The following is a 25,427-nucleotide window of genomic DNA, read 5'->3' as shown; positions in this document are numbered from 1 at the left end:
CGAAGAGTGAGTGAGCCAGGAGGACTGCGACTCGTCGCGGGAATGGTGGGCGGCGGACCCGGCGCGATGATCGGCGCGGCACACCGTCACGCCATGTGGCTGGACAATCAATATGTCCTGGCCGCAGGTGTTTTCGCACGCGATCGCGATCGGTCGCTCGACTTCGCCCGAAGCCTCGGCATTGCAGGTGAGCGCGCCTACCGTGATTACCGGCAGATGGCCGAGTCGGAAGCCGACCGGGCCGACGGTGTCGACGTGGTCGCGGTGACCACCCCGAACGACAGCCACTTCGAGATCGCGCGGGCATTCCTGCACTCAGGCATCTCAGTGGTATGTGAAAAGCCGCTGACGAACGACTCCGTGACCGCCGCGGAACTGGTGTCGATCGCCGAGTCGACGGGCGCCATTCTCGCGGTTCCCCACATCTATTCGGCGTACCCCATGGTTCGCCATGCCGCGCGCATGATCCGTGACGGCGAAATCGGCAGAGTTCGCTTCGTCGCCGCCGAGCATGCATCGGGTTGGGCATCGCGCCCAGTCGATCAATGGCGGATGAAACCCGAGATCGGTGGTGTGGCAACCGCGGTCGCCGACGTCGGCACGCACGCCTTCCATCTGCTGCGCTACCTCACCGGGCTGGAGGCGACACGGGTCTCGGCCCAGCTGGACACGCTCGTGCCGGACCGGCGGGTCTTCGACAACGCCACCGTGCGGCTGACGCTGACCAACGGCGCGCCGGCAACCGTGTGGGCGACGATGGCGGCCACCGGCCACGAGCACGGCCTGAACATCCGTGTGTTCGGCGACGAAGCGAGCCTGGAGTGGCGCCACGAGGATCCGCAACATCTCATCGCGCGCGATTCCCACGGTGGCGCAACGGTTCTCGCGCTCGGCATGGCCACCTTGTCCGAGGACGCCGCGCGGCTGACCCGCGTCGGGATCGGGCACCCCGAGGGTTTTCTCGAGGCGTTCGCCAACTTCTACTCCGACCTCGCCGACATGGTGCGGGCCCGGCGCGACGGCACCCCGGCCCCGGCCCGCGACCTGTCCATCCCGACCGGCGCCGACGGGCTCATCGGCGTCCGGTTCGTCGAGGCGACTATCGCCTCGCACGCCGACGATGCGGGCTGGGTGGCGCTGGCGTAGACGGGTAAGCAGAACGTATGAACCGTGTGCTGTGGGTGTTCGTGCTGCTGTGTGTGGTCGCGGCCTGCGGCGCCGAAACTCCCGACCGGCATGCATCGCCGACACCCACCACCACCGGCCTGCTGCCGCCGGGAGTGCCGACCGAGGGCGATCGTCCGCCATCCGATCAGCTGCCCCCGCCCGCCGAACCGCAGTCGGGTCCGCCGCCATCCGCGCCGGCGCCGGGCCGGACCCTCAGCGTCGGCGCGGCGCCGGAAGGTGTCGTCGTCGACGCCGCGACGCGCACGGTCGCCGTCGCGAAACGTCGCCCCGACGAACTCGTCCTCATCAACGCCGACACCGGGACGATCACCAACCGAACTCCGCTGCCCGGCACCGTGCGCCACCTCCAACTCGCCGCGCCCGGTGGCCCGGTGCTCGTGCCGGTGGAAAGCGCCAACGCGCTCGTCCGGGTCGACCTGCCGGGTGGAGCCGCCGAGCCGCAGATCATCACTGGCACGGTGCCACACGACGCGGCCCAGGCGCAGAACGGCGACGTATTCGTCGCGAACGAACACGGCGGCACCGTCACCGTGCTGCGCGGCGATCGAATCCTCAAGGTGTTCACCGACAGCGTCCAGCCGGCCGGGCTGGCTTCGGTCGGCCTGTCCATGGGCCTGCTCGACGTCCGCAAGAACGATCTGACCGTCTACGACGCGGCCGGCCTGACGATTATCGGTGCCACACCCGCCGGCCAGGGGCCGACGCATCTGGTGGCCGACAAGCACGGCCGAATGATCGCCGCCGACACCCGCGGCGACGCGGTGCGGGTTTTCACACCGCTGCCGGCTCCGCATCAGGTCGGCATGGTCGGGCAGTCCGGCGGCCCGTACGGAATCGCCTACGACCCCGTGCGCGACCGGCTCTGGGTGGCCTCGTCCGGAACCAACCAGATCGTGGGCTACGACATGGCAGATGCGACGCCGGTGGCGATCCAACGAATCGCCACCGTTCAGAACCCCTACACCGTCGGTGTCGACCCGACGACCGGGCGGCTGTTCATCGCCGGCGTCACCGCAGGGGTGGTACAGATGGTCGACCCACGGCCGTAGGGCGCCGTAGCCGCCGAGTGTTGGGGGTTGCGGGTTAACGCGTTCGCATCGGGCGAACGGATCCCCCACACTCGACGACGTCGCCGGAGGGCAACTCAGAGGATGTACAGCATCTCCTGGTACGTCGGCAGCGGCCAGAGATCATCGGCCACAATGCTTTCCAGCGTGTCGGCGGCACGCACCGCGCGTTCATCGCAGGTAGCAACACCTCCTGGGCGTGTTTGGCCTCGCCGAACGGGGACTCGGTGCCGTGGCCGACAAGGGCCGCCCTGAGCGTTGCGCGCGCACCCGACAGCTCGGAGATCGGCGCCGAGACCTCCTCCAACAGCGTCGTGCTCGCCTCGACTCCCGCCGCCTTCATGGTCGCGACGTTCTGCGCCAACTCGGTCTATAGCGCAGTGCCGCAGGCAGTATCACCGTCGACCCGAGCTCCAGCGTCAGCTTGGCCTCGACCGCGATGGTGAGGGTGTACTGCTCGAGCCTGACCTCGTAGCGGCTGTGCAGCTCGCGGTCGTTGAAGACCCGGTACTTGGCGAACAGGTCAATGCTCTCGGACTTGATCAGCTCGGGCAGCGCATCGAGGGTGGTCTTGAAGTTTGGCAGGCCGCGCTCGGCCGCCTCGACCTGCCAGTTCTCCGAGTAGCCGTCGCCGTTGAATACCACAGCGCCGTGTTCGGTGATGATGTCGGTCAGCAGGTGCTGCACCGCGCTGTCGAAGTCCTCACCGTCCTCCACCGCCTTCTCCAGGACCGTGGCGATGTGGTCTAGCGAATCGGCCATGATCGTGTTGATGATGGTCATCGGCACCGCGACGGTCTGACCCGAGCCCGGCGCCCGGAACTCGAATCGGTTGCCGGTGAACGCAAAAGGGCTGGTGCGGTTGCGGTCGCCCGGGTCGGTCGGCAGCGGCGGCAGGGTGTCGACACCGATGATCATGGTGCCCTTGCCTTTTGACGACGTCGCCGCGCCCTTGGCGATCTGCTCGAACACGTCGGCGAGCTGATCTCCGAGGAAGATCGAGATGATGGCCGGTGGCGCCTCGTTCGCGCCGAGCCGGTGGTCGTTGGTGGCCGAGGCCACCGACACCCGCAGCAGACCCGCGTGCTTGTGCACGGCCTTGATCACCGCGGCGCAGACCACCAGGAAGTGAGCATTCTCGTGTGGGGTGTCGCCTGGCACCAGCAGGCTGCCGAGTTCGGCATTGCCCATCGAGAAGTTCACGTGCTTGCCCGATCCGTTGACGCCGGCGAACGGCTTCTCGTGAAACAGGATCTCCATGCCGTGCTTCTTGGCAATCGTCTTGAACGTGGTCATCAGCAGTTGTTGATGATCGGAGGCGAGGCTGGCCCGCTCGAACATCGGGGCGATCTCGAACTGACCGGGGGCGACCTCGTTGTGCCGCGTCTTGGCCGGAATGCCGAGCTTGAACAGCACGCGCTCGGTGTCCATCATGAAGCCCAGCACGCGCTCGGGCACCGCGCCGAAGTAGTGGTCGTCGAACTCCTGGCCCTTGGGCGGCTTGGCACCGAACAAGGTGCGGCCGGCGTTGATCAGGTCCGGCCTGGCCAGGAAGAAGTGGCGGTCGACCAGGAAGTACTCCTGCTCAGGTCCGCAGAACGACACCACCTTCTCCAGGTTGGTGTCTCCGAAGAGCGTCAGAATCCGGTCGGCGTGCGTGCCCATCGCCTGCTGGCTGCGCAGCAGCGGGGTCTTGTAGTCCAGGGCCTCACCGGTCATCGACACGAAGACCGTGGGGATGCACAGGGTGTTGCCGTTCGGGTTCTCCAGGATGTACGCCAGACTGGTTACGTCCCAGCCGGTGTAGCCGCGGGCCTCGAAGGTGCTGCGCAGACCGCCCGACGGGAAGCCGGACGCGTCCAGTTCGCCCTGGATCAGGGTCTTACCCACGAATTCGGCCAGTGTCTGCCCATCGGAGACGGGCTCGAGGAAGCTGTCGTGCTTCTCGGCAGTCAGCCCCGTCATCGGGTAGAAGACGTGCGCATAGTGCGTCGCCCCCTTTTCCAGCGCCCAGTCCTTCATCGCTGCGGCGACCGCGTCCGCGACGACCGGGTCGAGCTTGGCGCCCTTTTCGATGGTGGCGACGACGGATTTGAACACCGCTTTGGGCAGCCGTGACTGCATCTCGGCCTTGGTGAAGACGTTCGATCCGAAGATCGAGCCGGGTTCCTCGCCGGGGTCGAAGCTGATGGCCGGGGGCACGTACGCCTCGACATCGTTGATTGCCTGCAGACGGACTGCGTTTCCGCTCAATGGAGTTCCTATCGTCGCGAGCGCCCGCAACCGTTGCGGACGCTGACCGGCCGACAGTAGGAACCTTCGATGGGCAAACTTGTTACGCGCGCGTCAAGGACAGAATGCGGGGTCAGTTCTCGACGCGCGCCGAGCGGCCTACGCTGGTTTCATGGCCCTGCGCAGACGAACCGAACGCGACGCCGCACCGGCCCGGCCGACGTCCACCGCGATTGCCGTCCGGTGGGGGGCTGAGTAATGGGCCGGGTCACCGCGCGCCGCCGCGTGCGCCATGTGTCCGCAGGCGAAGCGGTGACGCGGCCGGACACGCTGGTGGTCGAGGAGCCGCTGGAGATCCGCGTCAACGGTGAGCCGGTGACCGTGACCATGCGAACGCCGGGCTCCGATATCGAGCTGGCACAAGGATTTCTCCTCACCGAGGGGCTCATCGCACGCCGCGACGACATCCTCGCCGTGCGGTACTGCCGGGGCGCGAGCGAGGACAGCTCGGGTTTCTCGCAAAACACCTACAACGTGCTCGACGTGACACTGGCCCCCGGCGTCGAGATGCCCGACATCGACGTCACGCGCAACTTCTACACCACCTCGTCGTGCGGCATCTGCGGCAAGGCGTCCCTCGAAGCGGTCAGGCTGATCAGCAAATACTGCCCGGGAGACGACCCGTCGATGGTCTCCGCGGACACTCTGTCGGACATGCCCGATCGGCTGCGCGACGCCCAGAAGGTCTTCGCGGCCACCGGTGGTCTGCACGGCGCGGCGCTGTTCGACGTCAACGGCGCCACCCTCGTCGTCCGTGAAGACATCGGCCGCCACAACGCTGTCGACAAGGTCATCGGCTGGGCCCTGGAGCAGAACCGCATACCGCTGGGCGGCACGGTGTTGCTCGTCAGCGGCCGGGCGTCGTTCGAACTCACCCAGAAGGCCGTGATGGCCGGCATCCCGATGCTGGCCGCGGTGTCGGCGCCGTCGTCACTGGCCGTCGACCTGGCCGCACAGTCGGGCCTCACGTTGGTGGCCTTCCTCCGCGGCGACTCGATGAACGTCTACACCCGCCCGGACCGCATCAAACACGGCTGATAACGCCCCTGCCTGCAATCTCCATCCGTTCTCCAGACAACCTCCAAGCTTCTTCACCGGTGGTGTCCGAGCATCGGACGCATGCCAGAAATTCTCATTGCCTCGCTGTCGCCGGTTGGCCACATCGGTCCGTTGCTCACTGTCGCCCAAGGACTGGTCGACCGCGGCGACCGCGTAACCGTGCTGACGTCGGCGGCGCACGCCGCCCGCATCCGCGCCATCGGGGCCATCGCCGAGGCGATACCCGCCGAAGCGGACTTCGACACGACTCGCCTCGACATCGACCTGCCGGGCCGGACCGAGACGACAGGGATCAAGCGGGTCAACTTCGACATCGTCAGGCTGTTCGTGCAGCCGATGCCCCACCAGGCCCGCACGCTGGCCGGACTGATCTCGCAAGTCAAGTTCGATGCGATCATCGCCGACGCCGGGTTCTTCGGCATCCTGCCGTTCCTGCTGGGCGATCGCGCCGACGTGCCGCCGGTGCTGGCGTATTCCACCACGCCCTTGATGATCAGCAGTCGCGACACCGCGCCGAGCGGCATGGGATTGCCCCCGTCGTCGACCTCACTCGGACGGGTGCGCAACCGCGCACTCAACATGTGGTGCCAGCAGGTGTTGCTGCGCCAGTCGCACCGTGCCGCCAACCATTTGCTGAATCGCCTGAATGGCCGCCCGTTGCCGATGTTCCTGCTCGACTCCGGCCTGCTCGCCGATCGGTACATCTCGCCTACCGTCGAAGAGTTCGACTATCCGCGCAGCGATCTGCCGGCCAATGTGCGCTACGTCGGCGCCGTCCACCCGGCACCGTCGCAGGGCTTCCACCCGCCGCCGTGGTGGTCTGAACTCGACGGTGATCGCCCGGTCGTGCACGTCACCCAGGGCACCATCGACAACGCCGATCTGGGCCGCCTCCTCGAGCCGACCATCAACGCGCTCGGCGCCGAGGACGTCATCGTGGTGGCCACCACCGGTGGGCGTGACATATCCGGGGTCAAGGTACCGCGGCCCTCGAATACTCATGTCGCCGAACACATCCCACACGAACTCCTGCTGCCCAAGGTGGACGTCATGGTCACCAACGGCGGCTACGGCGCCGTGCAGCGCGCGCTGGCGACGGGCGTGCCTCTGGTGGTGGCGGGTAACACCGAGGACAAGCCGGAAGTGGCCGCCCGCGTCGCGTGGACCGGGGCCGGTGTCAACCTGCGGACCGGCACCCCGACACCGCGTGCCATCCGTTCGGCGGTGCGTGAGGTGCTCGGCGACCGCAGCTATCTGCACCGCGCCCGCGAACTCGAGGCGGCGTTCGCCCGTCGCGACGGGGTCGCCGAAATCGAGGCGCTCGTCGACGAAGTGATCGCCGAACGAAGTGCGGTGGTGGACCGGTGAACCCGTGCGCCGACCCGTTCGGCCGCCCTCCTCCCTCACCGAGATGTGAACCTCCCGCGGACGCAGTTCGTCGTGGTCACAAAAAGACGCGTAGTCCACTACGCATGTGTGCCGCCGCAGTGAGAGGAAGTCTTGGATCATGGTTACCGAGCTGCAATTCGTCGCGATCGCGGCCTTTTTGATTTGGTGTCTCGTGTGCTCCCTGTCCGGGCTGTTCAATCCGGATCTCGGCGGAGCGCACCTGGTCTGGCGCGAGCACGGTCCGGCCGGTTGGGGCAAGTGGCGCGAGGTGCATTTCGGGTTGACGGCGTCGGACCGCCGAGTTCTCGGGCATCCGGAGCCGGATCTCGACCGGGCCGCGCGTGACTCCCTCCTCGACTGCGTGCACCAGCAGACGCGGAACCCCGACACCGATTTGGTTCAGTACGCGGTCGTGCGGATACCCGCCGATCACAGCCAGGCCACCCCGATCTTCGTCTCCGACCATGTGGTCGTTGCCTCACCGCGACGCTCAATCGGCCCGCCGAGACGCTCGGTCGGCCCGGCGATGCACTTGGAGGCCGCCTAGTCATCGGGATGGCCATCGAGTGGCTTTGCACGCCGCCTGTTCCGTAGTCTGTTCGAAGGAACCGACATTCCTACCTGGGCCCCGGTCCGGGTGCTTCCGGCGGCTGCAAACCGGCGGAGCTACCGCTGTCGAGATCGTCGACGCCCCGGCACAGCGTGGGTGTTCACGGATAGGACGGATTTCAGTACGCGCTTCAGGATGTCGCGCGCTCCATTCCGTCGATCCAAGGACTCCGAGGACTCTCAAGTGGCCATCCGCCAGGTCGCCGCCTACGCACATCTCGACGATGCCGATGTCGAGGCACTGGGCCGTGAACTCGACGCAGTTCGCAGTGAGATCGAAGCTGCGCTCGGCTCGTCAGACGCGGCCTACATTCGCAGGACGATTCTCCTGCAGAGAACGCTGGACGTTGCGGCGCGGATCGCGATCCACCGCAGTCGCACGAAGGCCGGATGGGTGCTCGGCACTGTGGCGCTCGCGGTCGCCAAGAGCATCGAGAACATGGAGATCGGCCACAATGTCGGCCACGGGCAATGGGATTGGATGAACGACCCGGAGATCCACTCGAGCACCTGGGAGTGGGACATGGCCGGGCTGTCATCCCAGTGGCGCTACTCGCACAACTACACCCATCACGCCTTCAACAACATCGTCGGTGTGGACGATGACATCGGATTCGGAGTCCTGCGGGTCACCCGCGACCAGCCTTGGAAACCCGAACTGCTGCTGTCTCCCTTACGAAACCTCTTGCTGGCCGCCACCTTCGAGTGGGGCATCGCCCTGCACGGGTTGTACTCGAGTCAGGACCGTGCGACCACCGAGGCGGGGCGAGAATCTCAGCGCAAGGCGCTGGTCGCCAAGATCCTGCGTCAGGTGACCAAGGATTACGTGATCGTGCCTGCCCTCAGCGGACGGCGATTCGGGCGTGCGCTGGCGGCCAACGCCGTCGCCAACCTGATCAGAAACGTTTGGGCCTACCTGGTCATCTTCTGCGGCCACTTCCCCGACGGTGCCGAGAAGTTCGATCCGGTCGTACTGGAAAGCGAGACGAGGGGCGACTGGTACCTGCGACAGATGCTGGGCAGCGCGAACTTCGACGCGGGTCGTGTTCTGAGCTTCTTGAGCGGACACCTGTGCTACCAGATCGAGCACCACCTCTTCCCCGACCTCCCCAGCAATCGGCTGCCCCAGATAGCGCGTCGCGTCAGGGAATTGAGCGATGAATACGACCTCCCGTACACCACGGGGCCGCTGGCCCGGCAGTACCTACTGGCGTTCCGCACGATCCACAAGCTGGCGCTGCCGGATCGCTGTCTGACGGCGTCATCCGACGATGCTCCCGAAACCGCATCGGAACGACGGTTCGGCGATACCACGACGGCAAGTGCCGACGTGCACCCGGCCGCCAAACGGCGCGGGTTACGCACCGCGCTGGAAACGCGTCGCCGGCCCCGTCTGATGACGGCCAGCCTCGCGTTCATGCTGGCGGGGAACCGCTCGACGAAAGACTGACCCGTCCGTCAGGCGCTTTCAGGCGGTCAGGCGCTCTTGTCGCGGCGCTCGGTCCGTGACGGCTTGCGCGGCACGATCGTCGGAAGCACGTTGTCCTGCACGGTCTCCTTGGTGACGACAACCTTTGCGACGTCGTCGCGGCTGGGGATGTCGTACATGACCGGCAGCAGCACTTCCTCCATGATGGCGCGCAGCCCACGGGCTCCCGTGCCCCGATGGATCGCCTGATCGGCAATGGCGTCCAGCGCGTCTTCGGTGAACTCCAGCTCGACGCCGTCCATCTCGAACAGGCGGGTGTACTGCTTGACCAAGGCGTTCTTCGGCGCAGACAAGATCTGCACCAACGACTCCTTGTCCAGGTTCGTCACCGATGCCACGACCGGCAGACGGCCGATGAACTCGGGGATGAGACCGAACTTGATCAGGTCTTCGGGCATCACTTCCGCGAAGTGGTCCTGGGTGTCGATCTCGGCCTTGGAGTGCACCTCCGCACCGAAGCCGAGACCGCGCTTGCCGACCCGGTCGGAGACGATCTTCTCCAGCCCGGCGAACGCACCGGCGACGATGAACAGCACATTGGTGGTGTCGATCTGGATGAACTCCTGATGCGGATGCTTGCGCCCACCCTGCGGCGGCACGGAGGCCTGAGTGCCCTCCAGGATCTTCAGCAGTGCCTGCTGGACACCCTCGCCGGAGACGTCGCGGGTGATCGACGGGTTCTCGCTCTTGCGGGCGATCTTGTCGACCTCGTCGATGTAGATGATGCCCGTCTCGGCGCGCTTGACGTCGTAGTCGGCGGCCTGGATCAGCTTGAGCAGAATGTTCTCGACGTCCTCGCCGACGTAGCCGGCTTCGGTCAGCGCGGTGGCGTCGGCGATCGCGAATGGAACGTTGAGCATCTTGGCCAGCGTCTGCGCGAGATAGGTCTTGCCGCAGCCGGTGGGGCCGAGCATCAGGATGTTGGACTTGGCGAGCTCGACCGGCTCGGCGCGGGAGTCGCGCATCTTCTCCTGGGCCTGGATGCGCTTGTAGTGGTTGTAGACGGCCACGGCCAGCGTGCGCTTGGCGGTGTCCTGGCCGATGACATAGCCCTCGAGGAATTCCCGGATCTCCACCGGCTTCGGCAGCTCGTCGAGCTTGACGTCGTCGGCGTCGGCGAGTTCCTCTTCGATGATCTCATTGCACAGATCGATGCATTCGTCGCAGATATAAACGCCAGGGCCGGCGATGAGCTTTTTAACCTGCTTTTGACTCTTCCCGCAGAACGAGCACTTCAGCAGGTCACCGCCGTCTCCAATACGCGCCATGGTGGTGGGGTCCTACTTCCTGTTCACAGTCGATATTAAGAGTTCGGTCAGCCGCTCGGGCCCGTTCTGGGTGTTGGCCCCGACGCTACCCGTTTGTTCCGGCGCGGTGCGACCGATAAAGCCGAATCGCGTCGGTGGTATTTATCTGTGTTCGCAGAACATATCGCCTGACTCGCCAACTGGCGCCCCGGAACGCGCCACTGTGTCCCTGGCGTGTCGCCGCCGTTACCGGACCGAGAAGCCGAGACCGAAACCGCCGTAGACCTGCAACGTGGTGTTCGCCGTCCCCCACAATACCGTGCTGATCAGCGGCGGCGGGCTCGCTGCCGAGCTCGAGGCACGCCGGAGTCAACCTGTCCGGCGACCTGTGGTCGGCGCCGGTTGCTGCTCGATGCGACCGACGAAATCGTCGCCCTCCACGCCGCTTTCTTCCGCGCCGATGCGGCATTCGCTACAGCCGCGAGCCGCCAGGACTCGTTCGACGGTTTCGCGGCCAGCGGAATCGACCGCGACACCGCGTGCCACTGCTGGGTCGCAGCGTCGAGTTGGCCTCGACCGCGCGCGACATCGACGAGACATAGCCTGCCAGACGCGTTCGCCGTCGCCGCGATGTGCCGAAATGATTGCGGTGGGCGTGAATTGCTGCGTGCCGGCCGATGTCCGCGCCACGCTGTCGCGAGGCGTGGGTCAGGCGGTCTGAGCCGAGAGCTTGCGGTACTCCAGGACCGTGTCGATCACGCCGTACTCCTTGGCCTCCTCGGCCGTCAGGATCTTGTCGCGGTCGGTGTCCTTGCGGATGGTCTCCGCGTCCTTGCCGGTGTGGTGGGCCAGCGTCGTCTCCATCAGCGTGCGCATGCGCTCGATCTCCTTCGCCTGGATTTCCAGGTCGGAGAACTGGCCCTGGATGACACCGGAGAGCGCGGGCTGGTGGATGAGGATGCGAGCGTTGGGCAGGGCGAGCCGCTTGCCGGGGGTGCCCGCCGCGAGCAGAACCGCCGCCGCCGACGCCGCCTGGCCGAGGCACACGGTCTGGATGTCGGCACGGACGTACTGCATGGTGTCGTAGATCGCCATCAGCGAGGTGAAGGAGCCACCCGGCGAATTGATGTACATGGTGATGTCGCGGTCGGGATCAAGCGACTCCAGCACCAGCAGCTGGGCCATGATGTCGTTTGCCGACGCGTCGTCCACCTGCACCCCGAGGAAGATGATGCGCTCCTCGAACAGCTTGTTGTACGGGTTGGACTCCTTGACGCCGAAGCTCGAGTGCTCGATGAACGACGGCAGGATGTAGCGGGCCTGCGGCTGCAGTCGCGAGTCGGTGTGATCGGTCATGGTGCCACTCCGTTGGTGTTGGCGCTGGTGATGATGTGATCGACGAAGCCGTATTCGAGCGCTTCCTGCGCGGTGAACCAGCGGTCGCGGTCGGAGTCGGCCTCGATGCGTTCCAGCGTCTGGCCGGTGAACTCGGCATTGAGGCGGAACATTTCCTTCTTGATGACGGCGAACTGCTCGGCTTGGATCGCGATGTCGGCCGCGCCGCCGGTGATCCCGCCGAGCGGCTGGTGCATCAGGATCCGGGCGTGCGGCAGGGCGTAGCGCTTGCCCTTGGTGCCCGCGGCGAGCAGGAACTCACCCATCGATGCGGCCATGCCCATCGCGTACGTGGCGACGTCGCACGGCGCGAGCACCATGGTGTCGTAGATCGCCATGCCGGCGCTTATCGAGCCGCCGGGCGAGTTGATGTAGAGGTGGATGTCCTTGGTCGGGTCCTCGGCCGAGAGCAGCAGAATCTGCGCGCAGAGCCGGTTGGCGATGTCGTCGTCGACCTGGGACCCCAGGAAGATGATGCGCTCGGAAAGCAACCGCTCGTACACCGAGTCGACAAGGTTGAGCCCAGGCGATGAGCCACGCATGTCAGTCACGTCTGGATACCTGCTTTCTCTAAGGCTTGCTATTAAAAGACACTAACCAACCTGCGCCGTCAGGCACTCCCCAGACAGCGCTCGTTCGCTCACAGCGTCACTTGGCGTCGTCGACGGTCTCGTCGGAGGCCACCTCATCGGCGGCCACCTCGTCCGCGGGGGTGGTATCGGCAACGTCAACGGAGGCCGCCTCATCAGCGTCATCGGAGGCCGTTTCGTCGGCCTCGACGGCAGCCTCCGCCTCAGAGGACGCATCAGCGGCCTGCTCACCCGAGGGGCCGAAGAACTCGGCGGTGTCGATCACGTTGCCGTCGGTGTCGGTGACGGTTGCCCCGTGCACCACCGCTGCCACGGTCAGCCCACGGCGCACGTCGGCGAACATCGCCGGCAGCTGGTTGTTCTCCTGCAGGTAGGACAGCAGCTGCTGAGGCTCGAGTCCGTATTGCCGCGACATCAAAACCAGCCGCTCGGTGAGGTCGTTCTGGCCGACCTGGATATCGAGCTTGTCCGCAATCGCATCCATCAGGAGTTGGGTCTTGACGGCCTTCTCGGAATTGGTCTTGTTGTCGGCGTCGAACTTGTCGCGGCTGCTGCCCTGCTCGGCCAGCGCCTCGGCGAAGCGTTCCTCGCTGTGTTCCAGGCCGTGGATCGCGTTGTGCAGCGTGTCGTCGATCTGCGCCTGCACGATTTTCTCCGGCAGCGGCACCTCGACCTGATCCAGCAGTGCCTCAAGCGCCTTGTCGCGGATCTGCTCGGCCTGCTGGACGCGCTTGACTCGCTGCACCTGATCGGTGAGGCTGGCCTTCAGCTCGTCCATGGTGTCGAATTCGCTTGCTAGCTGCGCGAATTCGTCATCCGGCTCGGGCAGCTCGCGCTCCTTCACCGATTTGACGGTGACGGTAACCTGCGCCTCCTCGCCGGCGTGATCGCCGGCGGCCAGTGTGGTGGTGAAGACGCGGCTCTCCCCCTCTTTCAGACCGACGATCGCATCGTCGAGCCCCTCGATCAGCTGGCCGGAGCCGACCTCGTGGGACAGTCCCTCGGTGGTGGCCTCCGGCACATCGTCGCCGTCGATGGTGGCCGACAGATCGATCGAGACGAAGTCGCCGGTCTCTGCGGCACGCTCGACACCCGTCAGAGTGCCGAACCGGGCGCGCAACGACTGCAGCTCGGTGTCGACTTCGTCGTCGGAGACCTCGATCGGGTCGACGGTGATCTTCAGACCCTCGAGGTCGGGCAGGTCGATCTCCGGACGGATGTCAACCTCGGCGGTGAAAACCAGCTCCTCGTTGTCCTCGAGCTTGGTGATCTCGATGTCGGGCTGACCCAGCGGCTGCAGTTCCGACGACGTGACGGCCTCGCTGTAGCGGCCGGGCAGCGCATCGTTGACCACCTGCTCGAGCACCGCGCCGCGGCCGATGCGTGCCTCGAGCAGCTTGCGCGGAGCCTTGCCCGGGCGGAAGCCGGGCAGCCGCACCTGCTTGGCCAGCTGTGCGAACGCGCGGTCGAAGTCCGGCTCCAGCTCAGTGAAGGGCACCTCCACGTTGATGCGAACCCGGGTCGGGCTCAACTTCTCGACGGTGCTCTTCACGTTCATGCTCCTTGTGTCCTTTGTGGTGAAACGGTATTCCGGTCGGGGTGACAGGATTTGAACCTGCGGCCTTCCGCTCCCAAAGCGGATGCGCTACCAAGCTGCGCTACACCCCGCGTCCTCTGCGGCCGGTCCTGAAGACGCTTCTGCTTCACACGCATGCGCGCGTGACCGACCACGCGAGATACTACGGCGTGATCACGCAACACTTTCAATTGGATTTGCTTCGGGTGGCGCCGGTACAGTCTGCTGGTGCTGCACACATGCGGGCGTAGCTCAATGGTAGAGCCCTAGTCTTCCAAACTAGCTACGCGGGTTCGATTCCCGTCGCCCGCTCCATCAGGACCAGCGCAGACGACGAACACCTGGTCGAACATCGGTTCGACCGGGTGCTCTCGCTATCCGAATGCTAGCTTTCGGCTCCGGATTTTCCGCTTTCGCCGCTTGAGCCACCGATTCCGCCCGCGCCGTTCTTGCTCCGCTCATCGGCCGCTCGATGGACGCGACGGTCTATGTGAACATCGATTCGTTCGCCTGTGCGGACAAGGCGCCGATCGATCGCCTATACCGCCACGATGATTCCTCTGACGGGACGCCGATCAGCGGCAATGGTTCCCAAGATCGGACTCACCTCGGACCCGACCGACATCGCGCCGACGATTCTCAACGGTCCGAGTCTGGCCACCGCGGGCTACACCGCCCCGAACCAGTTGACAACTGTCTTCGGCCTCGTTCCCGGGCTCGAACTCCTTCGTCCCGACGACAACGTCGTCACCTGGGATCCGCGCGGCGAGTACGCGTCGGGCGTCATCCTGCACCTGGACTCCGAGGACTTCGAGGCCCGCGACGTCTCGGCGATCATCGACTGGGTCGCCAATCAATAACAAACGCAGTTCGACGCGGTGCCGCCCGGCGCGCCCGCCAGCACCGACCCCGGATCGGCATGGTCAGTGGCTCAGACGGCGGCATCCAATGGACTTCGGCAGGAATCGCTTCCAGGATCGACGCGGTCGCGCCGGGCATCGCCTGGACAGCCTGAACACCGCGTCCGCAAATCCTGCAGGACCTGCTGCTGAGCCCGCTGCCGAAGTAACTTCGCCGACGAGGCTCGACCGCCGCGACCGAACCGCAGTCGAACTGTGACTTTCACGCTGTGGCGGGCAAATGCACCCGCAGTTACATTTCCCGAATGGGCTAGTGCCCAGCTGACGGGAGAATCGGTTGAGGGACCACCCAGGAGTGCCGATCAGCGGATCGTGCGCCCAGGGGTTCGAGCGGGCGCGCGCCGCCTTCGAAGGCAACTTCACCCATGGCGTCGAGATCGGCGCCGCCGTCGCGGTATGGGTCGAGGGCGACCTGGTCGTCAACCTCTGGGGCGGATACGCGGATGCGGTCGCCAGACGCCCATGGCGCGAGAACACCCTGGCGAGCGTCTTCTCGGGTTCGAAGGGCCTGACGAGCACCTGTGTCCACCTGCTTGCCGACCGGGGGGAGCTCGACCTGCAGGCGCCGGTGGCGCGGTACTGGCCGGAATTCGGGCAGGCTGGCAAAGAGGACATCACCGTCGCGATGGTGATGAGCCACCGCTCCGGCGTGATCGGCCCCCGCACCCGCATGCACTGGGCCGATGCGGCGGACTGGGACACCGTCTGCGGACAGATCGCCGCCGCCGAACCCTGGTGGGAACCGGACACCGCGCAGGGCTACCACATGGTGACGTTCGGCTTCATCCTCGGCGAATTGGTACGCCGGGTCGCCGACCGCACCCTCGGGCAATACCTGCGCACCGAGATCGCCGAACCGCTCGGTATCGACGTGCACATCGGCCTGCCGCGCGCCGAACACCGCCGCTGCGCCGAGATGGTGAACAAACCGCACATCCGCGATGTGCTGGCCGCAGGAGACGCACCCGGCTACCCGGCGTCGCTGGCCGAGCACCCGATGGCGGGGCTGTCGGTGGCGATGGGCTTCGTGCCCGACGACGAACTCGGCTCCAACGCGATCACGCGGTGGCGCGAGGCCGAGTTCCCCGCCACCAACGCGCATGTGACCGCACTCGGCATGGCGACGTTCTACAACGCACTCGCCCAGGAAAAGCTGCTGTCCCGAGACCACATGGACCTTGTCCGGGTCTCGCAGGGCGGATTCGACACCGACGTGGTGCTCGGCCCGCGGGTCGCCGACCACGGGTGGGGGTTGGGCTACATGCTCAACCAGCGCGGGGTGGCGGGACCCAATCGCCGGACATTCGGCCATGGCGGGTCGGGCGGCTCGTACGCGTTCGTCGATCTCGAACACCGCATCGGATACGCATACGTGATGAATAACTTCGACGCCAGCAAGTGCCACGCCGACCCGCGCAGCGTGACGATTTCCGACGAGGTCTACTCCGCTCTGGGCGTAATCCACGGCTGAATCGCGACGCCGTTTGCGCCGTTACCTGTATGTACGCTGGACGCCATGAACGGCGCCTTGCTCGTGCTCATCATCCTGGTCATCGCGGCTATCGGGGTGGCGGTGTATGCCACCTCGCGAGCCTCGGGCAAGCGGAGTGCGGCCTCGCTGGCCGACGCCAAGGCCGACGCCCGACGCGTCATCGAGCGCCTCGGCGGTCAGGTTCTCAACCTGATGGGCTCCGACGACGCCTCCAAGCAGGCGCTCGCGGACGCTTCCGAGCGGTACACCGCCGCGTCCTCCCAGATCGACCAGGCCACCACGGCGCGGCAGGCCGCGCTGGCCAAGGAAAGCGCCATCGAGGGCTTGTACTACGCCCGCGCCGCCCGCGTTGCGATGGGGATGGATCCCGGTCCCGAGTTGGAGACGCTGTCCGGCCAGCGGACGGCGGGCGCGGTGACCGAGGACCGGCGAGTCGAGTTCGAGGGGCGCGAGATCGAGGCATCCCCGACGCCGTCGCAACGCACCCCGAACTATTACCCGGGTGGGCGGGTCGCCGGCCGGCCGGTCCCCGCCGGCTGGTACTCCGAACCATGGTGGAAACCCGCGCTGGTGGCCGGCGCCTGGGGTCTGGGGTCGGTGCTGTTGTTCGATGCCATGTTCAGCGGGATGCACGGAGTCGATTACGGCGCACAGGGTTTCGAGCAGGGCTACGGCGACGGATACGCCGACGGCATGGCCGCGGGTGACGGTGGCGGGGACGCCGGCGGTTGGGACGGCGGTGACGGCGGGGGGTCTGACGGCGGCGGCTGGGACGGCGGCGGCTGGGATTCCGGCGGCGGCGACTGGGGCGGCGGCGGCGATTTTGGCGGCGGTGACTTCGGCGGCTTCTAGAAACGGCTCTCCAGCCGCGAGGACACCCCGGCCTCCTGCAGGTCGAGTCGTTCGAGCATGGCGCGCACCGCTTCATCCTCGATGCGGCCGGCGTCACGTTCGGCGATCAGGGCGCTGCGCTGGGCGGCCAGCACATCGGGGTACAACGACGAGAACACCAGCGCCCGCATCGTGTGCGCTTCGGGGTCGGGCATCTCGTCGGCGTCCTGGGAGTGCCGGGCGATGATGTTGCGGATCTCGGCGAGCGCCCGCGGATCCATGCCGTCCGGGGGATTCGCCCGGAACTTCGCGAGCACCTCGTCGGCCGCGTCATGAACCACACGCTCGGCCTTGAGTTCCTCCTCGCGGTCGGTGGCGTGGTCATCGGAGAACCGGGACAGATGCAGGCGTCCGATCAACGGGGGCAGCGTGGCGCCCTGAATCAGCAGCGTCCCGACGCTGACCACGAACGCAATCGCCTAGATGGTCGCCCGTTCGGGGAACGGTGTGCGACGGCGATGGAGAAGAGCGTCAGCGCAGCGGGCGTCGTTGATGAGGCTCTCCCCCGTCAGGATCGCCATCACCCGCTTGGGCAGTCCGAGTTTGCGGCCCACCGCCACGGCGGTGACAGCATCGGGCGGCGCCACGATGGCGCCCAGCACCAGCGCCGTCGCGAACGTCAACGGCACCACCACCAGCCACGACGATACCGCGGCGACGGTGAATGCGCTCACCACGACCAGTCCGACGCCCAGGCCCAGAATCGGCCGAATATTGCGCATGAACGTCGGGAACGAGAAGTCGAGCGCCGCCGAGTACAGCAGTGGCGGCAGCACGAGGGTCAGCAGGATGTGCGAATCCAACTCCGGCGGCTCGAAATCCGGGAGGAAGGAGACGACGGCGCCGATGACGACGATGATCAACGCGGGTTCGAGTCCACGCCGATGCGCGATGGCAGTCACTACGATGGCGCCGACGACGACCAGGATCAGTTCCACCCCGCGATTGTCGCCTCCCGACTCACGTCTGGCAGGTCGGGCACCAAAAGAGATTGCGGCCTTCGAGTTCTGCGGTGCGGATCTCGGTGCCGCACACCCGGCACGGCTCGCCGGCGCGGCGGTAGACGTAGGTGCGCGGCCGCCCAGGGCCATAGGACGGCATGCCGTGGTCGTCTTCGGGCCGGACCACGATGATCTTGCCGCGCCGAAGGCCGACCTTCATCAGCTCGACCAGATCCAGCCACATCGTGGCGAATTCGGCTTCGGTGATGTGTGTCCCCGGCCGGTACGGGTCGATGCGGTGGCGGTACAGCAGCTCGTTGCGGTACACGTTGCCGACCCCGGCCAGCACCGACTGATCCATCAGCAGCGCGCCAATCGGTCTGCGGGACTTGTTGATTCGCACCCACGCGGGAGCGGGATCGGCGTCGCGGCGTAACGGGTCCGGGCCGAGTCGGGCCACCACCTCGGCAATCTCGGGTTCCGCGATCACCTCGCAAACCGTCGGCCCACGCAGGTCGGTGCCGTACTCGGCGCCGACCATCCGCATCCGTACCTGGCCCACCGGCAGCGGCATCGGCACGGGCACCTCGGTGAAGGTGCCGTACAGGCCGAGGTGGACATGCACGACCCGGCCACCGTCGTAATGGTGAAACAGGTGCTTGCCCCAGGCGGTCGCCTTTCTCAGCACCCGGCCGTCGACCGCGGCGGCGCCGTCGGTGAACCTGCCCTGCGGGCTCGACACGGTCACCGGCGTTCGGCCGAAGCGACGCTGATGCAACCGGGCCAGGCGGTGCAGCGTGTGGCCTTCCGGCATCCGATCAGGCCGGCGCGCCGGGCACGGGCGGCGCGACGTGGGTGCGTTCGTATTCCGCCAGGATGTCGATGCGACGTTGGTGCCGTTCGGCTTTCGACCATTCGGCGCCCAGGAAGGCATCGATGATCTTCAACGCCTGCTCGACGGTGTGCATCCGGCCGCCGATGCCCATCACCTGCGCGTCGTTGTGCTGGCGGGCAAGCGTGGCGGTTTCGACGCTCCATGCCAACGCACAGCGCACACCCGGCACCTTGTTCGCGGCGATCTGCTCACCGTTGCCGGAACCGCCGATCACGATGCCGAGGCTTTCCGGGTCCGCGACGGTCTTCTCCGCGGCGGCGATACAGAACGCCGGATAGTCGTCTTCGGCGTCGTAGACGTACGCCCCACAGTCGATGGGCTCGTGCCCCGCCGTGCGGAGGTGCTCGATGACGGCCTGTTTGAGTTCGAAGCCCGCGTGGTCAGAGCCCAGATAGACGCGCATGGCGGTCATTGTGGCAGAGCGGCCCTACCGAGAGATGACGTAGCTCCCATCCGTCCGCCGAGATCTGCGTCAGCTTCGCGATTCGCGCGGCGCCATCGCAGCCCTCACGCAGAAGTCGCGACGGGTTTGAGAGCAGACGATCAGTCGAACGTCGGTGGCTCCGTGCGGGTGCGCTTGAGTTCCCAGAAGTGCGGGTAGGACGCGAACGTCACAGAGGCGTCCCACAGCTTGCCGGCTTCCTCACCGCGCGGGATCTTCGAGAGCACCGGGCCGAAGAACGCGACGCCGTTCACGTGGATGGTGGGCGTGCCGACATCGTCGCCGACCGGGTCCATACCCTCGTGGTGGCTCTTACGCAGCGCCTCGTCGTACTTGTCGCTGGAAGCCGCCTCGGCCAACTCGGCCGGCAGCCCCAACTCCTCGAGGGACTCCTTGATGACAGTTGAGAAATCGGGGTCGAATTCTCGATAGCCCTTGTTGTGGATTCGGGTGCCCATCGCGGTGTACAGCGGCGCCAGGATCTCGGGTCCCTTGGCCTGTTCGGCGGCGATCGCCACCCGGACCGGTCTCCAGGCCTGCACCATGCCTTTCCGGTAATCCTCGGGGAGGTCGCGGCCCTCGTTGAGCACCGCCAGGCTCATCACGTGAAACTTGACCTCGATGTCGCGGACCTTCTCCACCTCCAGAATCCAGCGCGATGTGATCCAGCACCACGGGCACAGCGGGTCAAACCAGAAATCGGCCACAGACTTCTCGGGCATCAGGCAGTCCTCTCACGGGTAGCTCACGAATAAAAGGTCAACGCACCGTTGAGCACAACTATGCGACACTGAGCTGTGTTCCCGGCCGCAGCCCACGCCATGCACGGCACACCGAATCTGCACCTGACACGCGATGCCTGCAAACGGTTACCCAACCGTGCTGTCGATGTGACCGCTGTCAATCAGTGTTGCTTCTGTGATTAATCTGAAACGCACAGCAACCGTCGCCCTGGTTGGCGCCACGGCGGCGGTGACGCTGGCGTTGCCCGCACACGCCGACCCGATGAGCGATGCTTTCCTCGCGGCGCTGAACAACGCCGGCGTCGGTTACGGCGATCCGAACGCGGCCATCTCCATGGGCCAGTCCGTCTGCCCGATGCTGGTCGAACCGGGCAAGTCGTTCGCCTCGGTCGCGTCGCAGGTCGGCAACAACGGCATCCCGCCCGATATGGCGGCTCTCTTCACCGGAATCGCGATTCAGATGTACTGCCCGTCGATGATGACCTCGATCGGCAACGGCACGTTCCTTGACTGGATTCAGGCTCCGCACATGTAACGGGGCGCGTCGGGCCACGCGGCGTGCCAGCCGATAGGTTGGACGCGTGGCACTCCCCAATCTCACCCGCGATCAGGCCGCCGAACGCGCTGCGCTCATCACGGTCGACTCCTACCGCATCAAGCTCGACGTGACCGACGGCGACGGTAAACCCGGCGAACGGACCTTCCGGTCGGCGACCACCGTCGAGTTCGACGCTCTAGCCGGCGCCGAGACCTACGTCGACCTCGCCGCGGACCGCGTGTACAGCGCCACTCTCAACGGACGCGCCATCGACGTCTCCGGTTACGACGAATCCACCGGAATCCCGCTGACCGGCCTCTCCGAACGCAATGTGCTGGTGGTAGAGGCCGACTGCCGATACTCCAACACCGGCGAAGGCCTGCATCGCTTCGTCGACCCCGTCGACGGCGAGGTCTATCTGTACTCGCAGTTCGAAACCGCCGACGCCAAGCGGATGTTCGCGTGTTTCGACCAGCCCGACTTGAAGGCGACGTTCGACATCATGGTGACCGCGCCGCTGAACTGGCGAGTCATCTCGAACGGGGCCACCGGGCACGTGCACGGCGCGGGCAATGCACATGAGCACACCTTCGTCACCACACCGCGGATGAGCACCTACCTCGTCGCGCTCATCGCCGGACCGTATGCGCACTGGGGTGACACCTATTCCGACGAACACGGTGAGATCCCGCTGGGCCTGTACTGCCGCTCGTCGCTGGCCGAGTTCATGGACCATGAGCGCTTGTTCACCGAGACCAAACAGGGATTCGGTTTCTACCACAACAACTTCGGCGCGCCATATGCGTTCGGCAAGTACGACCAGTTGTTCGTGCCCGAGTTCAACGCGGGCGCCATGGAGAACGCCGGTGCGGTGACCTTCCTGGAGGATTACGTCTTCCGCAGCAAGGTCACCCGCTACTCGTATGAACGGCGTGCCGAGACCGTGCTGCACGAGATGGCGCACATGTGGTTCGGCGACCTGGTGACCATGCAGTGGTGGGACGACCTGTGGCTCAACGAGTCGTTCGCGACCTTCGCCTCGGTGCTGTGCCAGGCGGAGGCCACCGAGTACAAGCAGGCCTGGACGACGTTCGCCAACGTCGAGAAGTCGTGGGCCTACCGTCAGGACCAGTTGCCGTCAACACATCCGGTGGCCGCCGACATTCCCGACCTGGCCGCTGTCGAGGTGAACTTCGACGGCATCACCTACGCCAAGGGCGCCAGCGTGCTCAAGCAGTTGGTCGCCTACGTCGGCCTGGAGGAATTCCTGTCCGGGCTGCGGGACTACTTCCGCGACCACGCCTTCGGCAACGCCACTTTCGGCGATCTGCTCGGCGCGCTGGAGAAGGCCTCCGGCCGGGACCTGTCAGGATGGGGCCGCCAGTGGCTCAAGACCACCGGGTTGAACACGCTGCGTGCCGATTTCGACGTCGACGGCGACGGCAGGTTCTCCCGCTTCGCCGTCAACCAGAGCGGCGCAAAGCCCGGTGCCGGCGAGACACGGGTGCACCGACTCGCCGTGGGCATCTACGACGACGAGAGCGGCAAGCTGGTGCGGGTGCACCGCGAGGAGCTCGACATCGACGGCGATGTCACCGATGTGCCTGCACTGCACGGTGTTCCGCGCGGCAAGCTGATCCTGGTCAACGACGACGATCTGACATATTGCTCGCTGCGGCTCGACCCCGAGTCTCTGCAGACGGTGCTCACCCGCATCGCCGACATCGCCGAGCCGCTCCCCCGCACGCTGGCGTGGTCGGCCGCATGGGAGATGACCCGCGACGCAGAGTTGAAGGCCCGCGACTTCGTCGTGCTGGTGATGAGCGGTGTGCACGCCGAATCCGAGGTCGGGGTGGCGCAGCGGCTACTGCTGCAGGCGCAGACGGCGCTCAGCGCCTACGCCGATCCGGAGTGGGCGATCTCCAACGGGTGGCCGGCATTCGGCGATCGGCTGCTGGACCTGGCCCGTGAGTCGGCCCCAGGTTCGGATCACCAGCTGGCGTTCGTGAACGCGCTGTGCACATCGGTGCTTTCGCGGAACCATGTGGCCGTACTGGCGACATTGCTGGACAACGAGCCCGCGGCGGTGAACCTGCCGGGTCTGGTGATCGACACCGACTTGCGCTGGCGAATCGTCACCGCACTGGCCGCCAGCGGCGATATCGACGGCGACGGCACCGACACGCCGTTCATCGACGCCGAGGCGCAGCGCGATCCGACGGCGGCAGGCAGGCGTAACGCCGCGGCGGCCTCGGCCGCCAGACCGCAAGCGGTGGTGAAGGATTCCGCGTGGCAGCAGGTCATCGAGGACGACACGCTGGCCAACATCACCGCCCGCTCGATCATCGGTGGCTTTGTTCAGCCCGGTCAGGCCGAGCTGCTCGCACCGTTTCGAGCGAAGTATTTCGGCGCCATCTCCGGTGTGTGGGAGCGGCGTTCGAGTGAAGTCGCGCAGACCGTCGTCATCGGTCTCTACCCTTCGTGGGACATCAGCCAGGCCGGCCTGGACGCCGCGGACGAGTTCCTCGCCGACCCCGAGGTGCCGTCGCCGCTGCGACGGCTGGTGGTGGAGGGGCGCGCGGGTGTCGAGCGTGCGCTGCGCGCCCGCGCCTTCGACCGCACCTAGCGTCCCTCCCCGCGAGCGGGCGTGTCAGCGGCCGACACGCCGACGTGAGGCGCGAGTTCACGCACCCTCGCAGCGCTTACGCTTCGACCGTGGCGGTCAGTCGAAGTCGCAGGGCACGCGCCGCGCGCAAGCGCAAGCGCCGCATGGGGCACGTCGACAACGACCTGACCGCGGAGCAATGGGACGCGATAAAAGAGGCCTGGAACGGGTGCGCCTACTGCGGCGCCACCGATGGACCGTTGCAGCGCGACTGCGTCATGGCCATCTCGCGTGGTGGCCGATACACCGTCGACAACGTCGTGCCCGCCTGCGCCGCGTGCAATGCCAGCAAGTGCAACGACGAGGTCACCGCGTGGCTACGGCGGAAGCGACTCGACGAGCGCGCCTTTCTGACCCGCTACATCGAGATCCGCACGGCATTGGCGGCAGGATCAGGGCGGCGAGACACCGGCGCTGAGCACGCGGACGGCACTGATCAGGCCGTCCATCAGGTTGCCGTCCTTGAATGATGCGGCGGCCGCCGAGACGCCGAGCGGCGCGGCTTCTTCGATGCCCCTGCCCTTGACCTCAGCGCCGTAGACGACCTCGATCGCGCGCTGGTTGGGCGAAACCGCCAGCAGCACTGCGTTGTCGGGGGTCGCCACCTTGGCCAGGATCTCGCGTGCCGATGCTGCCGTGTCCGCACCGAGATCACCCAGGTAGACCGCGAAGCGGGCCTTCGCCGCGCGCGAGCCGTACTTCAGGGCGTCGTCGAGGATCACCAGTTCTTTGACCGGGAAGGGATAGGTGACCGACACCTCGCCCGGCTCGGTGACGCCCGAAATCCGGCCGCTACTGGTGACGACGAATCCGCGCGGCAGTTCCGCGGGCAGTGACGAACCGACGGTCGCGACTTCACCACTTGCCACTTGCGCCGCCTCCTACCGTCAGATGCGAGCCGTGGCCACCGTGGCCGTGGTCGGCGGGTTCCTCGGACGCCCACAGGATCGGCGCGTGCGTCCACTCGTCGGACATCTTGTAGGTGGCCGGGTGCGGGTTCTTGCCACGCCAGATCAGCGCGACGAGAATCAGCGTCAGTCCCAGCGGCACCAGAACGAATAGCGCATGTGTCAATGCGGTGCTCACGACGCAAACCGTATCAGCCGGGGCCCGACGAGCGCTCGCGCGAAGAGCGAATCACGCCGCGCCCTCGCCCAGGTACCTCACCCAGGCCGGGTCGAGCTCCTTCACGCTGGACAGCAGGCGCCAGTGCTGCCCCTTCGGCGGCGTCGGCACGGTACGCAGCGTCCAGCCCAGTTCGGCGAGCAGCCGGTCCGCCTTGCGGTGGTTACACGTCGAACAGGCCGCGACGCAGTTTTCCCAGGAGTGGTCCCCACCCCGGCTGCGCGGCACCACATGGTCGACGGTGTCGGCCTTGCCTCCGCAGTAGGCACACCGAAACCGGTCGCGATGCATCAGCGCGGCCCTGGTCATCGGGACGCGTGCCCGGTACGGCACCCGCACGAAGGACCGCAGCCGGATGACCGACGGCACCACGATGGTGCGGGTCGCGGAATGGATCACGGGGCCGGCCGGATCGTCGTGCACGACGTCGGCCTTGCCGCACATCAACATGATGACCGCCCGCCGCATGGGCAGAGCGGTCAACGGTTCGTAGGTGGAGTTCAGCAGCAACACCCGCCGGCGACCCCACAGTGAGCCCTCGTGCGTACTGGGCGGATGGGTTTCGACGCTGTGCAGGGCGCGCGATTGGGCGTGAGTCACTGCGGGCCCGGATAAGCCCGCCGCAGCCCCGTGGTGCCGGTGGCCGCGACTTTTCTTGCGCTGCGCCATACGTCCTCCGACCGACAGTCCACCATGGATTCATCGCGATCGCACGACAATTCTGCCGTGTTCGCAGGTCAGTCCTGTGAACATCCGGTGACGGCACCGATCAGAAGACTTATCCAGGAGAAGAAAACACTGCGTAAGGGGATTGGTTTCCGGATTCTGCCGCGTTTCACAAGGGTGGTCTTCTTAATCACCTACTTGAATTAAT

Annotated in this window: 21 protein-coding genes, 2 tRNA genes and 4 pseudogenes; 14 read left to right on the top strand and 13 right to left on the bottom strand. The window is 66.3% G+C overall.

The window, feature by feature from the left end:
- Positions 1-6: 6 nt before the first annotated feature.
- Both ACVWWN_RS17535 and ACVWWN_RS17530 read left to right on the top strand, forming a co-directional pair.
- Positions 7-1,146, top strand: a complete 1,140-nt coding sequence (locus tag ACVWWN_RS17535) for a Gfo/Idh/MocA family protein (protein ID WP_457144992.1) — start codon at positions 7-9, stop codon at positions 1,144-1,146.
- 17 nt (positions 1,147-1,163) lie between these two features.
- Positions 1,164-2,237, top strand: a complete 1,074-nt coding sequence (locus ACVWWN_RS17530; RefSeq protein WP_457144991.1) for a YncE family protein — start codon at positions 1,164-1,166, stop codon at positions 2,235-2,237.
- A gap of 95 nt (positions 2,238-2,332) precedes the next feature.
- Here the strand turns inward: ACVWWN_RS17530 and ACVWWN_RS17525 are convergent.
- Positions 2,333-4,508 (bottom strand): annotated as a pseudogene (locus tag ACVWWN_RS17525) (glutamine synthetase III family protein).
- A 237-nt stretch (positions 4,509-4,745) separates the two neighbouring features.
- Between ACVWWN_RS17525 and fdhD the strand changes: the two are divergent.
- The 4 genes from fdhD (at position 4,746) to ACVWWN_RS17505 (ending at position 9,054) form a co-directional block, all read left to right on the top strand.
- A complete protein-coding gene (gene fdhD, locus ACVWWN_RS17520) occupies positions 4,746-5,585 on the top strand; it encodes a formate dehydrogenase accessory sulfurtransferase FdhD (RefSeq protein ID WP_457144990.1) in 840 nt (279 codons plus the stop codon).
- A gap of 81 nt (positions 5,586-5,666) precedes the next feature.
- A complete protein-coding gene (locus ACVWWN_RS17515) occupies positions 5,667-6,974 on the top strand; it encodes a nucleotide disphospho-sugar-binding domain-containing protein (protein WP_457144989.1) in 1,308 nt (435 codons plus the stop codon).
- A gap of 139 nt (positions 6,975-7,113) precedes the next feature.
- Positions 7,114-7,542 (top strand): hypothetical protein, encoded by a 429-nt coding sequence (locus tag ACVWWN_RS17510; RefSeq protein ID WP_457144988.1) that lies wholly within the window; start codon positions 7,114-7,116, stop codon positions 7,540-7,542.
- 246 nt (positions 7,543-7,788) lie between these two features.
- The gene (locus tag ACVWWN_RS17505; protein WP_457144987.1) at positions 7,789-9,054 is read left to right on the top strand and encodes a fatty acid desaturase family protein; all 1,266 of its coding nucleotides are present in this window, start codon (positions 7,789-7,791) and stop codon (positions 9,052-9,054) included.
- Positions 9,055-9,080: 26 nt separating this feature from the next.
- Here the strand turns inward: ACVWWN_RS17505 and clpX are convergent, their stop codons facing one another.
- Complete coding sequence (gene clpX, locus ACVWWN_RS17500; protein ID WP_457144986.1) at positions 9,081-10,361, bottom strand: ATP-dependent Clp protease ATP-binding subunit ClpX; 1,281 nt, start codon at positions 10,359-10,361, stop codon at positions 9,081-9,083.
- A gap of 301 nt (positions 10,362-10,662) precedes the next feature.
- Here clpX and ACVWWN_RS17495 point away from each other — a divergent pair.
- A pseudogene (locus tag ACVWWN_RS17495) lies at positions 10,663-10,927 on the top strand (homocysteine S-methyltransferase family protein); the annotation flags it as partial.
- A gap of 121 nt (positions 10,928-11,048) precedes the next feature.
- Here the strand turns inward: ACVWWN_RS17495 and ACVWWN_RS17490 are convergent.
- The 4 genes from ACVWWN_RS17490 to ACVWWN_RS17475 form a co-directional block, all read right to left on the bottom strand.
- Complete coding sequence (locus ACVWWN_RS17490) at positions 11,049-11,696, bottom strand: ATP-dependent Clp protease proteolytic subunit (protein WP_457144985.1); 648 nt, start codon at positions 11,694-11,696, stop codon at positions 11,049-11,051.
- On the bottom strand, positions 11,693-12,277 hold the full coding sequence (locus tag ACVWWN_RS17485) for an ATP-dependent Clp protease proteolytic subunit (RefSeq protein WP_457149170.1): 585 nt from the start codon (positions 12,275-12,277) through the stop codon (positions 11,693-11,695). The genes ACVWWN_RS17490 and ACVWWN_RS17485 overlap by 4 nt, the downstream gene beginning before the upstream one ends.
- A 106-nt stretch (positions 12,278-12,383) precedes the next feature.
- Positions 12,384-13,877: a trigger factor gene (tig, locus tag ACVWWN_RS17480; RefSeq protein WP_457144984.1), complete on the bottom strand. Its 1,494-nt coding sequence runs from the start codon at positions 13,875-13,877 to the stop codon at positions 12,384-12,386.
- A 42-nt stretch (positions 13,878-13,919) separates the two neighbouring features.
- Positions 13,920-13,993 (bottom strand) — tRNA-Pro (locus ACVWWN_RS17475).
- 149 nt (positions 13,994-14,142) lie between these two features.
- Here ACVWWN_RS17475 and ACVWWN_RS17470 point away from each other — a divergent pair.
- The 4 genes from ACVWWN_RS17470 (at position 14,143) to ACVWWN_RS17455 (ending at position 17,165) form a co-directional block, all read left to right on the top strand.
- A tRNA-Gly gene (locus tag ACVWWN_RS17470) sits at positions 14,143-14,216 on the top strand.
- A 236-nt stretch (positions 14,217-14,452) separates the two neighbouring features.
- Positions 14,453-14,761 carry a hypothetical protein gene (locus ACVWWN_RS17465; RefSeq protein ID WP_457144983.1) on the top strand — a complete coding sequence of 103 codons (309 nt, stop codon included), beginning with the start codon at positions 14,453-14,455 and terminating at the stop codon, positions 14,759-14,761.
- Between the two features lie 355 nt (positions 14,762-15,116).
- Positions 15,117-16,292, top strand: coding sequence for a serine hydrolase domain-containing protein (locus ACVWWN_RS17460; protein ID WP_457144982.1), 1,176 nt, complete (start codon positions 15,117-15,119; stop codon positions 16,290-16,292).
- 45 nt (positions 16,293-16,337) lie between these two features.
- Positions 16,338-17,165, top strand: coding sequence for a DUF1542 domain-containing protein (locus ACVWWN_RS17455; RefSeq protein WP_457144981.1), 828 nt, complete (start codon positions 16,338-16,340; stop codon positions 17,163-17,165).
- On the opposite strand, the pseudogene ACVWWN_RS17450 reads toward ACVWWN_RS17455, so the two are convergent.
- The 4 genes and pseudogenes from ACVWWN_RS17450 to ACVWWN_RS17435 form a co-directional block, all read right to left on the bottom strand.
- Positions 17,162-18,142 (bottom strand): annotated as a pseudogene (locus ACVWWN_RS17450) (cation:proton antiporter domain-containing protein). The gene ACVWWN_RS17455 and the pseudogene ACVWWN_RS17450 sit on opposite strands and share 4 nt — an antisense overlap.
- A gap of 22 nt (positions 18,143-18,164) precedes the next feature.
- Positions 18,165-18,959 carry an Fpg/Nei family DNA glycosylase gene (locus ACVWWN_RS17445; RefSeq protein ID WP_457144980.1) on the bottom strand — a complete coding sequence of 265 codons (795 nt, stop codon included), beginning with the start codon at positions 18,957-18,959 and terminating at the stop codon, positions 18,165-18,167.
- A 4-nt stretch (positions 18,960-18,963) separates the two neighbouring features.
- Positions 18,964-19,443, bottom strand: a complete 480-nt coding sequence (locus ACVWWN_RS17440) for a ribose-5-phosphate isomerase (RefSeq protein WP_457144979.1) — start codon at positions 19,441-19,443, stop codon at positions 18,964-18,966.
- A 140-nt stretch (positions 19,444-19,583) separates the two neighbouring features.
- On the bottom strand, positions 19,584-20,204 hold the full coding sequence (locus ACVWWN_RS17435; protein WP_457144978.1) for a mycothiol-dependent nitroreductase Rv2466c family protein: 621 nt from the start codon (positions 20,202-20,204) through the stop codon (positions 19,584-19,586).
- Positions 20,205-20,403: 199 nt separating this feature from the next.
- Between ACVWWN_RS17435 and ACVWWN_RS17430 the strand changes: the two genes are divergently transcribed.
- The 3 genes and pseudogenes from ACVWWN_RS17430 to ACVWWN_RS17420 all read left to right on the top strand — a co-directional run.
- Positions 20,404-20,760 (top strand): DUF732 domain-containing protein, encoded by a 357-nt coding sequence (locus ACVWWN_RS17430; RefSeq protein ID WP_457149169.1) that lies wholly within the window; start codon positions 20,404-20,406, stop codon positions 20,758-20,760.
- Between the two features lie 46 nt (positions 20,761-20,806).
- Positions 20,807-23,389, top strand: a complete 2,583-nt coding sequence (pepN, locus tag ACVWWN_RS17425; protein ID WP_457144977.1) for an aminopeptidase N — start codon at positions 20,807-20,809, stop codon at positions 23,387-23,389.
- An 89-nt stretch (positions 23,390-23,478) separates the two neighbouring features.
- A pseudogene (locus ACVWWN_RS17420) lies at positions 23,479-23,820 on the top strand (HNH endonuclease); the annotation flags it as partial.
- Here ACVWWN_RS17420 and ACVWWN_RS17415 read toward each other — a convergent pair.
- The 3 genes from ACVWWN_RS17415 to ACVWWN_RS17405 are packed head-to-tail and all read right to left on the bottom strand — an operon-like array spanning position 23,821 to position 25,222.
- Positions 23,821-24,297: a DUF5130 domain-containing protein gene (locus ACVWWN_RS17415; protein ID WP_457144976.1), complete on the bottom strand. Its 477-nt coding sequence runs from the start codon at positions 24,295-24,297 to the stop codon at positions 23,821-23,823.
- Positions 24,284-24,514, bottom strand: coding sequence for an aa3-type cytochrome oxidase subunit CtaJ (gene ctaJ, locus ACVWWN_RS17410; RefSeq protein WP_457144975.1), 231 nt, complete (start codon positions 24,512-24,514; stop codon positions 24,284-24,286). Before ctaJ ends, ACVWWN_RS17415 begins: the two co-directional genes overlap by 14 nt.
- Before the next feature lie 51 nt (positions 24,515-24,565).
- Complete coding sequence (locus tag ACVWWN_RS17405; RefSeq protein WP_457144974.1) at positions 24,566-25,222, bottom strand: HNH endonuclease; 657 nt, start codon at positions 25,220-25,222, stop codon at positions 24,566-24,568.
- Between the last annotated feature and the right edge of the window lie 205 nt (positions 25,223-25,427).

The organism is Mycobacterium sp. URHB0021, assembly GCF_054057895.1.
The sequence above is the reverse complement of the archived record's forward strand: the minus strand, read 5'-3'. Positions and strand labels throughout refer to the sequence as shown.

Excerpts from the sequence above, each read along its gene's own strand:
- ACVWWN_RS17530 (WP_457144991.1), top strand. The coding sequence starts at position 1,164 with ATGAACCGTGTGCTGTGGGTGTTCGTGCTGCTGTGTGTGGTCGCGGCC.
- fdhD (WP_457144990.1), top strand. The coding sequence starts at position 4,746 with ATGGGCCGGGTCACCGCGCGCCGCCGCGTGCGCCATGTGTCCGCAGGC.
- ACVWWN_RS17515 (WP_457144989.1), top strand. The coding sequence starts at position 5,667 with ATGCCAGAAATTCTCATTGCCTCGCTGTCGCCGGTTGGCCACATCGGT.
- ACVWWN_RS17510 (WP_457144988.1), top strand. The coding sequence starts at position 7,114 with ATGGTTACCGAGCTGCAATTCGTCGCGATCGCGGCCTTTTTGATTTGG.
- clpX (WP_457144986.1), bottom strand. The coding sequence starts at position 10,361 with ATGGCGCGTATTGGAGACGGCGGTGACCTGCTGAAGTGCTCGTTCTGC.
- ACVWWN_RS17490 (WP_457144985.1), bottom strand. The coding sequence starts at position 11,696 with ATGACCGATCACACCGACTCGCGACTGCAGCCGCAGGCCCGCTACATC.
- ACVWWN_RS17485 (WP_457149170.1), bottom strand. The coding sequence starts at position 12,277 with ATGCGTGGCTCATCGCCTGGGCTCAACCTTGTCGACTCGGTGTACGAG.
- ACVWWN_RS17465 (WP_457144983.1), top strand. The coding sequence starts at position 14,453 with ATGATTCCTCTGACGGGACGCCGATCAGCGGCAATGGTTCCCAAGATC.
- ACVWWN_RS17455 (WP_457144981.1), top strand. The coding sequence starts at position 16,338 with ATGAACGGCGCCTTGCTCGTGCTCATCATCCTGGTCATCGCGGCTATC.
- ACVWWN_RS17445 (WP_457144980.1), bottom strand. The coding sequence starts at position 18,959 with ATGCCGGAAGGCCACACGCTGCACCGCCTGGCCCGGTTGCATCAGCGT.
- ACVWWN_RS17440 (WP_457144979.1), bottom strand. The coding sequence starts at position 19,443 with ATGCGCGTCTATCTGGGCTCTGACCACGCGGGCTTCGAACTCAAACAG.
- ACVWWN_RS17435 (WP_457144978.1), bottom strand. The coding sequence starts at position 20,204 with ATGCCCGAGAAGTCTGTGGCCGATTTCTGGTTTGACCCGCTGTGCCCG.
- ACVWWN_RS17405 (WP_457144974.1), bottom strand. The coding sequence starts at position 25,222 with ATGGCGCAGCGCAAGAAAAGTCGCGGCCACCGGCACCACGGGGCTGCG.